The organism is Streptomyces sp. NPDC025618 (assembly GCF_055558795.1).
In genome coordinates this window covers 348,419-362,218 of sequence record NZ_JBVHLW010000002.1, presented here as the reverse complement: position 1 = coordinate 362,218, position 13,800 = coordinate 348,419, and the positions used below count along the sequence as shown (strand labels likewise).

General features: G+C 72.2%; 11 protein-coding genes. 1 reads left to right on the top strand and 10 read right to left on the bottom strand.

The window, feature by feature from the left end:
- Positions 1-67: 67 nt before the first annotated feature.
- From melC2 to ACZ4A5_RS03770, 9 genes are all read right to left on the bottom strand, one after another.
- Entirely contained in the window at positions 68-892 is an 825-nt protein-coding gene (melC2, locus tag ACZ4A5_RS03810) for a tyrosinase MelC2 (protein ID WP_467578078.1), read from the bottom strand.
- Positions 893-940: 48 nt separating this feature from the next.
- Positions 941-1,351 (bottom strand): apotyrosinase chaperone MelC1, encoded by a 411-nt coding sequence (gene melC1, locus ACZ4A5_RS03805; RefSeq protein WP_467578076.1) that lies wholly within the window; start codon positions 1,349-1,351, stop codon positions 941-943.
- A 401-nt stretch (positions 1,352-1,752) separates the two neighbouring features.
- Positions 1,753-2,739 carry an N-acetylglucosamine kinase gene (locus tag ACZ4A5_RS03800; RefSeq protein ID WP_467578074.1) on the bottom strand — a complete coding sequence of 329 codons (987 nt, stop codon included), beginning with the start codon at positions 2,737-2,739 and terminating at the stop codon, positions 1,753-1,755.
- The gene (locus tag ACZ4A5_RS03795) at positions 2,730-3,983 is read right to left on the bottom strand and encodes a 6-phospho-beta-glucosidase (protein WP_467578072.1); all 1,254 of its coding nucleotides are present in this window, start codon (positions 3,981-3,983) and stop codon (positions 2,730-2,732) included. The genes ACZ4A5_RS03800 and ACZ4A5_RS03795 overlap by 10 nt, the downstream gene beginning before the upstream one ends.
- Before the next feature lie 16 nt (positions 3,984-3,999).
- Complete coding sequence (locus ACZ4A5_RS03790) at positions 4,000-4,830, bottom strand: carbohydrate ABC transporter permease (protein WP_467578070.1); 831 nt, start codon at positions 4,828-4,830, stop codon at positions 4,000-4,002.
- Positions 4,831-4,835: 5 nt separating this feature from the next.
- Entirely contained in the window at positions 4,836-5,786 is a 951-nt protein-coding gene (locus ACZ4A5_RS03785; protein WP_467578068.1) for a carbohydrate ABC transporter permease, read from the bottom strand.
- Positions 5,787-5,797: 11 nt separating this feature from the next.
- A complete protein-coding gene (locus ACZ4A5_RS03780; protein WP_467578066.1) occupies positions 5,798-7,141 on the bottom strand; it encodes an ABC transporter substrate-binding protein in 1,344 nt (447 codons plus the stop codon).
- An 81-nt stretch (positions 7,142-7,222) separates the two neighbouring features.
- The gene (locus ACZ4A5_RS03775) at positions 7,223-8,380 is read right to left on the bottom strand and encodes an ROK family transcriptional regulator (protein WP_467578064.1); all 1,158 of its coding nucleotides are present in this window, start codon (positions 8,378-8,380) and stop codon (positions 7,223-7,225) included.
- Positions 8,381-8,588: 208 nt separating this feature from the next.
- A complete protein-coding gene (locus tag ACZ4A5_RS03770; RefSeq protein WP_467578062.1) occupies positions 8,589-9,653 on the bottom strand; it encodes a mechanosensitive ion channel family protein in 1,065 nt (354 codons plus the stop codon).
- 258 nt (positions 9,654-9,911) lie between these two features.
- Here ACZ4A5_RS03770 and ACZ4A5_RS03765 point away from each other — a divergent pair, with 258 nt between their 5' ends.
- Complete coding sequence (locus tag ACZ4A5_RS03765; RefSeq protein ID WP_121798258.1) at positions 9,912-10,448, top strand: HNH endonuclease; 537 nt, start codon at positions 9,912-9,914, stop codon at positions 10,446-10,448.
- Positions 10,449-10,509: 61 nt separating this feature from the next.
- Here ACZ4A5_RS03765 and ACZ4A5_RS03760 read toward each other — a convergent pair whose 3' ends face one another.
- Entirely contained in the window at positions 10,510-13,533 is a 3,024-nt protein-coding gene (locus ACZ4A5_RS03760) for a beta-N-acetylglucosaminidase domain-containing protein (RefSeq protein ID WP_467578059.1), read from the bottom strand.
- Positions 13,534-13,800: the final 267 nt, after the last annotated feature.

Sequence of the window (13,800 nt, the reverse complement as noted above, 5' to 3'; positions counted from 1 at the left end):
GCGTCGGCCTCTGTACCCCACCACGTACGGCGGGCCCGTTCGGTTCCCGGGCCCGGCCGGACGACCGTCAGCGGTCGTAGGTGTAGAACTTCGTGTGGTCGAGCATGTCGGCCGGAGTGACGTTGTTCCAGGGGCGCATGGTGTCGTTGAGGTCCACGACGTTCGGGGTGTTGCCGGCGGGCAGGTAGCCCGAAGTGGGGTGCATGCGCTGCCAGTCGGACCACAGCTTGTCGATGAAGCAGTGGTGCAGCCAGAAGGCCGGGTCGTTGGGGGAGGTGCCGGTGGCCATGTGGCCGCCGATCCACACGTGCACGCTGTTGTGGATCCGGCCCGGTCCGCGCCAGCCCTCCAGGAGGTTGCGGAAGCCGCCCTCCGACTGGCCGTTCCAGGGCGCCATGTCGTAGACGGGCACGGCGAGCACGGCGTCCACCTGCGCCCGCGTGGGCAGCTGGCCGCCGGCGCCCAGCTCGCGCTGGAGGTAAGGGCGGTTGTCGACGCTGACGTTGATGTTCCACTTGCCTGTGGAGTACGCGAACGGGCCGGTGGTCACCTGGGCGTCGCGGCTGCGGCCGTTGCCGCCGAGGAAGTCGGCGCCCCAGATGGAGGCGTTGGTCCCGCGGTCGGCGGTCCAGTCCCAGTAGGGGAGCGAGACCGAGGAATCTATCTTCTGGAGCTCCTGCTCGAACTGGATCAGGAAGCGGCGGTGCCACGGCAGGAAGGACGGCGCGTGGTGGCCCACACGGTCGCTGTCGTCGCGGTCGCTCATGATGAACTGGTCGTGCGTCCGGACGAATTCGTCGTAGCCGCCCTTGCGCTTCAGCTCCAGCACGGCGTTGACGAAGTTCCGCTTCTCGGTAGCGGTGAGGTTCGCCTGGTTCTTGCGCACTGCCATGGGGTGTCGTGTCCTTTCGGGTCGGGTTCGTGGGAGGGCAGTGACGCGTCAGTGGGACATCGTCATCGGGACGAGCGTGGCGCCCCGGAGCTTCTCGACGGCGGCGCGGGCGAGCGCGCGCGGTTCGTCGAGGGGGAGGTAGTGGTTCACGACGCTGATCCAGGTCCCGTCGCCGAGCCGCATGATGTGCAGCTCACGGTCGTCTATGAAGACCGCGAAGGTGCCGCCGTGGTGGGCGCTCATGCTGCCGGGCTCGGCGGCCTTACCGACGATGTGCCGGCCCTGGTAGATCTCGTCGAACGGCTGGGGATCGCTGTGTCCGGTGTGGCCGGAGTGGTCCATGGTGCCCGTTGCGGCGCTCCGGGTGGCGGCCAGCGCGGTCGGAGCGGCCAGCGCGGCACCGGCCACGGCCACGGCGGTGCCTCTGAGTACAAGACGTCGGGTGACGTTGGACGACATGGGTCGAACCCCCCTCGAAAGGTGATCAGGTGCAGGGTTGTCACGAATGCACCCGCAAATCCCTTTTGATGGCGGTTGCTTGTTGTATTTCGTGATCAATCCATGCGGACCGGATGTTTGCACGGGTGCCGGGAGGGTGAGGAATGGTTGGCCGCTTTATGGACATTCGGTGCATGAAAGGTCAACTATCGCCAGGGGAGAAGTTTCTGGCGTATGGCGTTATTGACGCCGTGTCAGGAGATTCTGCGGCCGCAAATGATCTTGAGCGGCATTTCTTCGGAACGCGCCCGTCCGCAGTGACGGTTCTCACGGCGCGAGGATGACGCGAACAGGCGCCCGGTGAGGGAATGCGAGAGACCGGGCTGGGGTTGCCAGCCCGGCCGGTGAGGGGGGATCAGGCCCTACGCGAAGTGCCCCCGCAGCCGGGCGTACGCGGAATCCGGAGCCTGCGCCCGGTCCAGGGCGAGGAGCGCCGCGCCGAGCACCGGCGGCGCCGTCACCACCACCGGCACGGCCTTGGGGGCACGCGCCGCCAGCAGTTCCACGACCCGGTCGTGCAGCAGCGGATGGCGTGCCGCCAGCACACCGCCGCCCAGCACCACCGGCACCGGCTCCGCCAGCAGCCTCAGCCGTCCCAGCGCCACCGTCGCCATGGCCACGACCTCCTCCGCCTGCCGGGCCACGAGCGACCGCGCCACCGCGTCCCCCGCGGCGGCCACCGCGAACAGCAGCGGCGTGATCTCGTGCTGCCGCTCCTCCCGCACCGTGCCCAGGTGCAGCGCCTCGATCAGCGCGGGCATGTCCGCCAGCCCGAAGTGCGCGGGCAGGACGCGGGCCAGCTCGGTCGCCTCGCCGCGCCCGTCGTCCGCGCGCGCCGCCCACCACAGGGCCTCGGCCGCCAGGTGCCCGCCGCCGCCCCAGTCGCCCGAGAGGTGGCCGATCGCGGGGAAGCGGGCGGTGCGGCCGCCCGGCGCCAGCCCCGCGCAGTTGATGCCGGCCCCGCACACCACGGCCACGCCCGCGGGCTCGTCCCCGTCGGGCAGCCCCGCCCGCAGCAGGGCGAAGGTGTCGTTGGCGACCGTGACCGTACGCCCCCAGCCGCGCGCCTCGACCGCCGCCGTGAGCCGCTTCTCCTCCACCGGGAGATCGGCGTTGGCCAGGCACGCCTGGATGTGGCCCACCCGGACCGGGCCGCTGTGCCCGGCCCGCGCCGCCGCCTCGGCCAGCAGCGGCCCCAGGGCCGCGACCGCCTCCCCGGCCCCGGTCCGCTGCGGCTGGAAGCCTCCGCCCCGGGCCTGGCCGAGCACGGTCCCGTCCGCGGCCACCAGAGCCACGTCGGTCTTGCTGTTACCGGCGTCGATCGCCAACGCCGAGTCGCTCAGGCCCACGCGAGGTGCTCCCGGTTGTGTGCGATCAGGTCGTCGGCCAGCCGGTCCGCGTAGGCGGCCTGGCCGATCAGCGGATGCGCGAGCAGGGCCTCGAACACCCGGTCGCGACCGCCCTTGAGCGCGGCTTCCAGCGCCAGGTGCTCGTAGGCGGTGACACCCGCGACCAGCCCGGCGAACAGCGGCTCCAGGGGGCGTACGGGCGCCGGGTGCGCGCCCCGGGCGTCCACCGCCGCGGGCACCTCGATGACCGCGTCGTCCGGCAGGAACGGCAGTGTGCCGTTGTTGAAGGTGTTGACGACCTGCACGTCGCCGGTGTCACGCAGCAGCGAGGAGGTCAGCGCGACCGCGGCCTCCGAATAGAACGCGCCACCCCGCTTGCCCAGCAGCTCCGGCTTCTCGTCCAGCGTCGGATCCCCGTACAGCGCCAGCAGTTGCCGCTCCATCGCGGCCACCTCGGCGGCGCGCGAGGGCTTGCTCAGCAGCTCCTCGACGACCTCGTCGTGCTGGTAGAAGTAGCGCAGGTAGTACGAGGGCACCACGCCGAGCCGGTCCAGCAGCCCGCGCGGCATGCGCAGGTCGGCGGCGATGGCCTCGCCGTGCTCGGCGAGCAGCTCCGGCAGCACGTCACGGCCGCCGACGGTCACCGACCGCTCCCACGTGAGGTGGTTGAGCCCCACGTGCTCCAGCGCGACCGCCTCCGGCGCGACGCCCAGGTGACCGGCGAACTTCCGCTGGAAGCCGATGGCCACGTTGCACAGCCCGACCGCCCGGTGCCCGGCGGTCAGCAGCGCCCGGGTCACGATCCCCACCGGATTGGTGAAGTCCACGATCCACGCGTCCGGGTTGCGCCGCCGCACGCGCTCCGCGATGTCCAGCACCACGGGCACCGTGCGCAGCGCCTTGGCGAGGCCGCCCGCGCCCGTCGTCTCCTGGCCCACGCAGCCGCAGTCCAGCGGCCACGTCTCGTCCTGCTCGCGGGCCGCCTGGCCGCCCACGCGCAGCTGGAGCAGCACGGCGTCGGCGCCGTCCACGCCCGCGTCCAGGTCGGCGGTCCAGGTGATGCGCCCGGGGTGGCCCTGGCGGGCGAAGATCCGCCGGGCGAGCGGGCCGATGAGCTCCAGCCGGTCCGCGGCCGGGTCGATCAGGACGAGTTCCGTCAGCGGCAGCGTGTCGCGCAGGCGGGCGAAACCGTCGATGAGTTCGGGGGTGTAGGTCGATCCTCCGCCGACCACTGCGAGCTTCATGTGCGCATCATGGGATTCAGCCCTTTACTCCGGTGAGAGTGACGCCTTCGACGAAGGCTTTCTGTGCGAAGAAGAAAACGACGATGACCGGCGCCATGACGAGCAGCGTCGCCGCCATGGTGAGATTCCAGTTGACGCTGTGCGCGCTCTTGAAGGACTCCAGACCATAACTGAGCGTCCAGGCGCCCGGATTCTGCGCCGCGTAGATCTGCGGGCCGAAGTAGTCGTTCCAGCAGTAGAAGAACTGGAAGAGCGCGACCGCCGCGATGCCCGGCTTCGCCATCGGCACCACGATGCCCAGCAGCGTGCGCAGCTCACCGCAGCCGTCGACCTTCGCCGATTCCAGGTATTCCCTGGGAATCGTCAGCAGGAACTGCCGGAGCAGGAAGATGGAGTACGCGTCCCCGAACGCCATCGGGATGATCAGCGGCCAGAGGGAGCCCGACAGGTGCAGCTGCTGCGCCCACACCAGATACATCGGGATGACGACGACCTGGGGCGGCAGCATCATCGTGGAGATGACGAGCATGAGCGCCGTCCGGCGGCCGCGGAAGCGGAATTTGGCGAGCGCGTAGGCCACCGGGACCGACGAGCACACGGTGAAGAGGGTGCCGAGGCCCGCGTAGAGGAGGGAATTGCGCCACCAGTCGAGGAAGCCCGGGGTGTCGAACACCTCCGCGTAGTTCGACCAGTTCCACTCGTGCGGCCACAGCTCGCCGCTCATCGCCTGGTCGTCGCTCATGACCGAAGTCAGGAAGACGAAGACGAACGGCAGGACGAAGAAGAGCGCGGCGGCGATGGCGGTGGTGTGGACCGCTATCCAGTGCAGAGCGCGGCGACGGGTCATCACGCTCAGTCCTCCGCCGTCAGCAGGCCGGCCCGCTTGCGCATGAGCAGCGAGGTCGCGGTCATGGCGATGGCGAAGAGCACGAGCGAGAGCACGCACGCGGCGCCGGTGTTGAAATTCTGGAAGCCCAGCGAATAGACGAGCTGCGGAACGGTGAGCGTGGAGTGGTCGGGATAGCCGGGCTGGATGACCGTGCCGGGCCCGATGCTGACCCCGGAGGCGAGTTTTCCGGCGACCAGCGCCTGGGTGTAGTACTGCATGGTCTGCACGACGCCCGTCACCACCGCGAACATCACGATCGGCAGAATGGCCGGCCAGGTGACGTAGCGGAATGTCGCGAACGGGCCCGCGCCGTCCAGTTCGGCCGCCTCGTACTGCTCCTTGGGCACGTCCAGCAGGGCAGCCATGAAGATGACCATCAGGTCGCCGATGCCCCAGAGGGAGAGCAGCACCAGCGAGGGCTTGGCCCAGTCCGGGTCGTTGAACCAGTTGGGCGCGGACACCCCCACCGCCGAGAGCGCCTCGTTGACCGGCCCGGTGCCGGGGTTGAGCAGGAAGACGAAGGCGACCGTCGCGGCCACGGGCGGTGCCAGATACGGCAGATAGAAGGCCGTACGGAAGAACCCGGCACCCGTCTTGATCTTGGTGATGAGCAGGCCGACGCCGAGCCCGAAGGCGACGCGGAGGGCGACCATGACGACCACGAGCCAGAGGGTGTTCCACAGCGCCGGGCCGAAGAGGGGCATCTGCTCCAGCACATAGCGCCAGTTCCGCAGGCCGACGAAGGTCGGGGCCTGGATCTGGTTGTAGTGCATGAAGGAGAAATAGACGGTGGCGAGGAGCGGATAGCCGAAGAAGACGGTGAAGCCGACCAGCCACGGCGAGAGGAAGCCGAGCGTCCGCAGCCGTTCTCGGGTGCGTCTGCGGCGCAGTTCGGGTGCTGGGGATATGGCCATGGCGGGCTCCGTCAGTTGCGGGACTGGAGGTTGTCGTCGTCTATCTGCCGGTCGAGCCGGCGCAGGCCCTTCGCGAGGTCGTGGACCCGTCCCGCCTCGACGTCGTAGGAGAAGTCGCGGAGCGAGACGATGTACTGCCCGCCGTTGACTGACGGCGGCATGCCGACGCTGCGGGGATTCGCGGCGATGCCGAGGAAGGTCCGGAGAGTGGCGTCGCGGTCCAGTTCCGGTGAGGCGAGCGCGGCGTTGGTGGAGGGGAGATTGTGGATGGCGTTGGCGAACGCGACCACCTGACCGGTGTCGGCCGTCAGGAATCTCAGCAGTTCCCACGCCGCGTTCTGGTGCTTGCTGCTGTGCGCGATGCCCGCGACCGTGCCGGTGAGATAGCCGCGGCCGTAGGTCTCCGGGCGGTCGTCCGGCACCGGCATGGGGGCCGTGGCCCAGCGGAAGGAGGGCTTGGCCTCGTCCAGCATCCGCCCGCGCCATTCGCCGTCCATGTGCATGGCCACCTTCCCGGTCAGAAAGGCGTTCTGCGAGGACATCTCGTCACCGAAGGTGGTGCGGAACCTCTCCAGCGGGCCGTAGCCGCCCTGCGCGCCGATCAGCTCCCGCTGGACGCGGAAGAATTCCGCGGTGTCGGGGGAATCGGCGAGCCGGGCCTTTCCCTTGTCGTCGAAGTAGCGCGGCCCCCACTGGGCGAGGAGCCGGTCCGGGCTGTTCTGGTAGAAGCGGAAGTCCGGCATATAGCCGAGCTGCCGGTACGAGCCGCCGGAGGTCCGCCGGGTGAGCTTCGCCGCGTCCTCGCGGAATTCGGACATCGTGCGCGGGGGACGGGAGATGCCCGCCTCCTCGAAGGCGTCCTTGTTGTAGTAGAGGCCGTAGGCGTCCGCGAGCAGCGGCAGGGCGCACTGCCTGCCCTCGTAGGAGGTGTAGCTCAGCAGGGTCTTCGGGAAGACCTTCTCCTTGTCGAGGCCCGATTTCCGCATGAAGGGGTCGAGATCGGCCCACATGCCGGAGGAGCAGTACTGCCCGACGTTGTCGGTGGTGAAGGAGGACACCACGTCGGGCGCGTCGCTCCCGCCCGCGCGCAGCGCCTGGCCGGCGGTCGCGTCGCTGACGTTCCCGGTCGCCTTCACCCGGATGTTGGGGTGCAGCTTCTCGAACCGGGCGATCGACGCGTCGATCGCCTTGACCTCGTTCTTCTCCGACCAGCCGTGCCAGAACCGCAGGGTCACCGGCCGGGTGGGGTCGTCGTCGGCGCTGCCCCGGGCCGGGTTCGCGCAGCCCGCCAGCAGGCCCACGCAGAGCAGCAGGGGGAGGAGGAGGGCCGGCGCGCGGCGGTGCGTTCGCGGCATGGCTGGACTTCCTTTGCGGCAGGGGGCGGGGAAGTGGCGCGCGGGAACGCGGGGGACGCGGGGGAGAGGCGGGGCGGCCGGTCAGGCGGTGTCGAAGACGGTGTCGCGGGCGGCGGCGAGCGCGACCCGCAGCGCCCCGGTGATGATCGGCGAGCCCTGGACGGCGCTGAGCCGCAGCAGCGGCCGGGGCAGGGACAGCCCCGTGAGCTCGGCCTCGACCATCGAGCGCAGCCGCTCGCCGCCCGCCTGGCAGACCTCGCCGGAGAGCACCACCAGCTCCGGGTCGACCACGGCGACGACGGCCGCGAGCCCGACGGCGAGCCGCCGCCCGAGCTCGGCGAGCAGGTCGTCACCACCCCCCGGGGTGGCGGCGGCCAGCGTCAGCGCCTCCCGCGCGGTGGTGGCGTCGATGCCGTGGGTGGCCGCGAGCGCGAGCACGGCGGGCGAGGCGACGAGCATCTGGAAGCCCCCGCCGCCGTCCGGGCCCGCGGTCGCGTCCTCGCCGCCGCGCGCGAGCGGCGCGCCGGGCAGCGGCATATAGCCGATCTCGCCCGCGCCCCCGGTGGCGCCGCGCAGCAGATTGCCGCCGAGCACGACGGCGGCGCCGACGCCCTCGGCCGCCCAGACGAGCACGAAGTCGTCGAAGTCCTGGGCGGTGCCGTCGTGCTGCTCGGCGACCGCGGCGAGGTTGACGTCGTTCTCGATGACGACGGGCGTCCCGAGCGCCGCGGCGAGCTCGTCCGGGAGGGCACGGGACTGCCAGCCGGGCAGGTGGGGCGCGTAGCGGAGGGTGCCGCTGCGCGGGTCGAGGGCGCCGGGGGTGCCGATGACCGTGCGGTGCAGGGCGTCGCGGCCGAGGCCCGCCGCGGCGAGCGCCCCCTCGACCGCCTCGGTGACCAGGGCGGCGGTGCGCGTCCGTACGGGCTCGGCGCTCGCCTCCGCCTCGACGCGGTGCTCGCCGACGACGCGGCCGGTGATGTCCGCGACGGCGGCGGTGATGCCCTCGGGGTCCACGGCGAGGGCGGCGACGTGGGCGACGCCCGGGTTCACCTCGTAGAGCTGGGCGCTGGGGCCGGGCCGGCCGGTGACGTTGCCGGTCGGGCGGACCAGCCCGGCCGCCTCCAGCCGGGTGAGCAGTTGGGAGGCGGTGGGCTTGGAGAGGCCGGTGAGTTCGCCGAGGCGGGTGCGGGTGAGGGGGCCGTGGGCGATGAGGAGGTCCAGGGCGGCCCGGTCGTTCATGGCCCGCAGCACACGTGGGGTCCCCGGGGCACCGGCCATGGTCTCCGCCTCATCTGTTCGGGAACGCAGCTGTCGGGAAATCAGCCGCCGACGATGCGGCCGCACAGCTGTTAGGAAACTTTCCTATCAATGAGACAGGACGTTAAGGCCGCGGTAGGGCGACGTCAATGGGTGCGGCGGGGTTCTTTCCCGGCCCCGCCGCGACGGATCACTTCCCGAGCGTGGGGCCCGGCGGTATCGGCACGGTGGCCTGGGACTGCGGGGAGGTGGGGTTCGCCAGGGCCGAGGGGGCGGCCACCGCCGCCGCCGGGTCGGCGGCCGCCGTCTCCAGGTCCGCGTCCAGCGGGCGCCCGACGATGCGGATGCCCTCCGCGTCCAGCGCCCGCTTGATCCGCCAGCGCAGCTCCCGCTCCACGCCCAGCGCCACGCCGGGCATCGTCTTCGCGGACACCCGGATGACGACGGAGTCGAGATAGACCGCGTCCAGCCCGAGCACCTCGACCGGCTCCCACAGCCGCTCGTTCCACGGCTCGTCCTTCTGCATCTCCTCGCCGGCGCGGGTGATGATCCCGCGCACCCGGTCCAGGTCCTCGTCCGAGCGGACCTGGATGTCGACGCCCGCCGTGGCCCAGCCCTGGCTGAGGTTGCCGATGCGCTTCACCTCGCCGTTGCGCACGTACCAGATGGCGCCGTTGGAGCCGCGCAGCTTGGTCACGCGCAGGCCCACCTCGATGACGGTGCCGGTGGCGACGCCGGCGTCCACCTCGTCACCGACGCCGTACTGGTCCTCCAGGATCATGAAGACGCCGGAGAGGAAGTCCGTGACGAGGTTGCGGGCGCCGAAGCCGATGGCCACACCCGCCACACCGGCGCTCGCGAGCAGCGGGGCCAGGTTGATCTTGAGTACGGACAGCACGGTCAGCGCGGCCGTGCCCATGATGAGGAACGAGGTCACGCTGCGCAGCACCGACCCGATGGCCTCGGAGCGCTGCCGCCGCCGCTCGGCGTTGACCAGCAGACCGCCGAGCGCGGTGCCGTCGAGGTGTTCCGTGGTGCGGTTCATGCGGGCTATGAGCTTGGTGATGGCCCGCCGGATCAGCGACCGCATGACGACCGCGATCACCACGATCAGGATCATGCGCAGGCCGTTGCTGAGCCAGATGGACCAGTTCTCCTCCACCCAGCCCGCGGCGTCGTTGGCCGTTCGTTGAGCCTCGTCCAGGGACACGGGACGGGGCGTCGAGTCGGCGGCCGGGGCAGCGGACCAGATCACAGCGGTAACCCTCCGTATGAGCCACGCCCGCGGGCGAAGGGCGGCGCGGGCAGCACACCACACTAACGGGGCAGCCGCGTTCCTCCGTTGCTCTGTTCGAGATGGAGCAGGTCTTGGGCGGGGGATGAACACACTGTGTTCCAAAACACCCGTGGCCCGTTACCTGACGATGGTGGCGCTCCGGCCGGGGGCCGGGGGACACTTGCAGGAGATCGTCCCGGCGCGAGCCACGCGCCGCCGGCGTACAAGGAGGCACCCGTGCCGCATGTCCTGGTCCTCAACGCGTCGTACGAGCCGCTCGGCGTCGTACCGCTCCGCCGCGCGCTCATACTCGTCCTCAATGAAAAGGCCGTCAGCCTTGAGGATTCCGGCGCCTTCATGCACAGCGCGACCTGCACCATCCCCGCACCGAGCGTCGTGAGGCTCAAGCGCTTCGTGCGGGTGCCCTTTCGGGGGCCCGTTCCGCTCACCCGCCGCGCCCTCTTCGCCCGTGACGGCGGCCGATGCGCGTACTGCGGTGGCGTCGCAACCAGCGTCGATCACGTCGTCCCGCGCAGCCGTGGTGGCCAGCACGCCTGGGAGAACGTGGTGGCCGCGTGCCGCCGCTGCAACCACGTCAAGGCCGACCGGCACGTCGCGGAGCTGGGGTGGAGGCTGCGGCACCAGCCGGCGCCGCCGTCCGGGCTGGCATGGCGCATCATCGGCACGGGACATAGGGATCCGCGCTGGCTGCCTTATCTGGAGGCATTCGGCGCGGAGGACGCGATGGCCCGGATCGACGGCATTTCCGCCTGAGTCGACCGGGCCATCGTCATAGGTGCGCGCGGTCGCCCGCGCGCGGGCGGTGGCCCGGTCTTCAGGGCTTGCCCTGCTGATCGACCACGGCGTACGCCTGCACCTCGGTCAGGGCGTACGCGTCCTCCGTCGCCCGCTTCCCGCCCTGGACCCGCACGAACCGGGCCCCGGGCGCGTCCATGCGCACCGTCTCCGTACCGCCCGCGCCGTGGCCGACGACGGCCGCGTCGCGCCAGGTCCGGCCGTCCGGCGAGACCTGGACGCGGTAGCGCGAGGGGTGGCCGTCCTGCCAGTGCAGCACGAGGCTGCCCAGCCGGGCCGGGCGCGCCAGCTCCAGCTGCCACCAGGCGCCGTCCACCGGCTCGGCGGTCCACCGCGTCGCCGGATTGCCGTCGACGGCCGCCGACGCGGGGGAGTCGGCCGAGGCGTCGCCCGAGGACGCCGCCTTCGCGCCGCGCGCCAGATCCGGGCCACCGGACCGCGGGTACGCCCGTACGGTCAGGGTCCGCTCCACGTCACCCAGCCTGACCGGCACGGTGAAGGTGCGGGCCGCGGACCCGGCGGGCACGGACAGCTCGATGCGGGCCGTGGCCACGCCTCCGCGCGCCACCTCCACCTCGGCGGGCGCCTTGACCGTGACGCCCGACGGCGCGCGCACGGTGAGCTTCTCGCGGACCGTCTCCGGCCGCCGGTTGATCATCCGGGCCTCGGCGACGGCGGGCTGCCCGCCGTTCTCCGCGGCCACGTCGGAGTCGGTGAGCTCGAAGTCGGCCGAGGGGGTGTCCCCGAACCACGGCGCGATCTCGTGCACGGCCGGCCGGTCGCTGCCGTCCGCCCAGACCAGCCGCAGCGCGTCGGCCCGTACGTCCTTGCCCGGCACCTGGGTCCAGCCGCTGTCGGACACCGCGCCGAGCGGCTGCCAGCCCTTGGCCGGGTCGTGGGCCCAGGCCGTGCCCCGCACGCCCTTGCCCGGCGCCGTGAGCACGGTGACGGCCGTGAGCGGGTGCTGCCCTGTCAGCCGTACGGTCAGCGGCTCGCCCGCGGGCGGGGTGACCGCCGTCGCCGGGTCGCCGTCGGTGGCCGCGCCCGCCGTGCGCACCGGCCGGTCCACGCCCGTCCAGCCGTCGGCGCGGGCCAGCGCCTGGTCGAGGAACGGCGCCAGCACCCCCTTGCCGACCGTCACCGGGCTGTCGTCGATCTTCTCCCGCAGCTCCTGCACGTCGAGCTGGGCCCGCCAGGCCGCCGCGCCGTCACCGCGTGCCTGGGCGGTCAGCATGTCCACGGCCCGGATGCCCGCCCGGCCGTGCCGCGCCAGCTGGTCCAGCCACGGCCGCACCTCGTCGCCGAAGCCGTCGGGCTGCCGGGTCAGGAGGTCCGGGGCGTCCCGCATCGTGCCGAAGGCCGACCGCAGCCGGTCCGCCGCGTCGGTCAGTCGGCCCTGGTCCGTACCCGAGCGCGCCTCCCAGAAGGCGTCCAGCAGCGGCCGCAGATACGCCGACTCCTCGCCGCCGAGCACGGACGACGCGTCGTTGCCCGCCAGCGCCCGCAGTGCTTCACGGGTCGGCCCGTCGGTGCCCGCCAGGTCGTCGACGGCCGCCTGCCACGACTCGTCGGGGCGATAGCCCTGGGGGTTCCAGGCGTAGTCGGCGGCGGTGAACAGCGGGATGCGCGAAGCGGTCGGCTGCGCGGCCGCGTTGGCGAGCAGCGCGGCGGAGCCGGTCGCGACGGCCGGCTCGCGGCCGGTGTACGGCCCGAGGAAGACGCGGTCCTCGGCGAAGTCGTTCACCGGGTAGTTGTCCATGGTGACCAGCGGGTGCCCGAACGCCGCGCGGGCGTCGGAGAGTTCGCCGCCGGTGATGGTCCTGGGCACCACCCCGACACCCGTCCACGCCACCTCCACCCGCGGGTCCAGCTGGTCCGCGAGCGCCCGGCGGAAGTCGGTCCGGCCGTCCTGGTAGTACTCGGTCGGCAGCAGCGACAGCGGCGCGGCCTCGGCGCCCTTGGCCGCCAGGTGCCGGGCGATCGCGCCCGCGACCTTCGCCTGCGCCTTCGCCGCCGCCTTCGGCCCGGAGCCGAACGCCCGCGCGTCCGCGTCGCAGTGCCACTCGCTGTAGCTCACGTCCTGGAACTGCAACTGGAAGGCGCGCACGCCCAGCGCCCACATCCCGTCGATCTTCCGTTCCAGGGCCCGCAGGTCCCCGGCGGAGGAGAAGCACATCGACTGCCCCGGAGCGACCGCCCAGCCGAGCGTCACGTGGTTGCGGCGGGCCCGCTCGGCCAGCGCGCGGAAGTCGGCGCGCTGCTCGGCGGGGTACGGGGCGCGCCAGCGGGCCTGGCGGTAGGGGTCGTCACCGGGCGCGTAGAGATAGCGGTTCTGCTTCGTGCGCCCCATGAAGTCCAGCTGCGCCAGCCGCTGTTCACGCGACCACGGCCGGCCGTAGAAACCCTCGGTCAGCCCGCGCACCGCCGTGCCCGGCCAGTCGCGGATCACCGCGCCCGCGAAGGCGTGCCCGCCGTCACGCGCCACCGCCAGCTGCCGCAGCGTCTGCGCGGCGTGGAAGAGCCCGTCCGGCCCGTTGCCGGAGAGCGCGGCCGTGGGCCTGCCGTCGACCTGGCCGGTCGCGAGGCGGTAGCCGCCCGTGGGCAGGTCCCCGGCGGCGGGCGCGCCCAGCGACTTGAGGGCGTCCTCGGCGGCCTGCCCGCCCGCGAGGACGATCAGCCCGCTCGGCGGCGGGGTGCCGCCGGGCGCCGCGTCCACGACCGTGCGGGCACCGGCCGCGCGCAGGATCTCGCGCAGCGCGTCCAGGGCATACGGGTCGGTGCCGCTGTCGGCCATCAGGGTGACCTGGTCCCCGACCGGTACGGACGCGCCCAGCGCGCGCGAACTCTGCGGGCGCGGCCACACCGGCGGCAGACCGGAATCGCTCTCCCGGTCGGGTGCGGAGGCCGCGGTGCCGTCGGGGCGGGGCGTGGCGAGGGCCTCGGCCCCGCCGCCGAGGAGAGCGCCGAGAAGCGCGGCGGCCAGGACGGTGGCCCCGGCGCGGCGAGGGTGGGAGAAGGCGGAGTCACTGCTCCGGAAATGCACGGTCCGTTTCCCCTTTTCCCACGTTCCCCGTGTTTCCCCGTGTCGGTGAGGGTCGAGCCCATCACCAGCGGATGAAGGTGTCAACGGACGTGACCGAAGTGCGGTTATTGTGCGGCGGGTTCTCTGGTTGCTGCCGGTGCTTGGGTGCGGGTTTCGTTGCCTCCCCCAGCTACCTCCCCCAGACTCCGTCCGGGGGTGCCCCCAGAGGTGCCCCCAGCGGCGGGGGCGGCCCGCGGCCGCGTCCTCAAGCGCCGGACGGGCTGGATG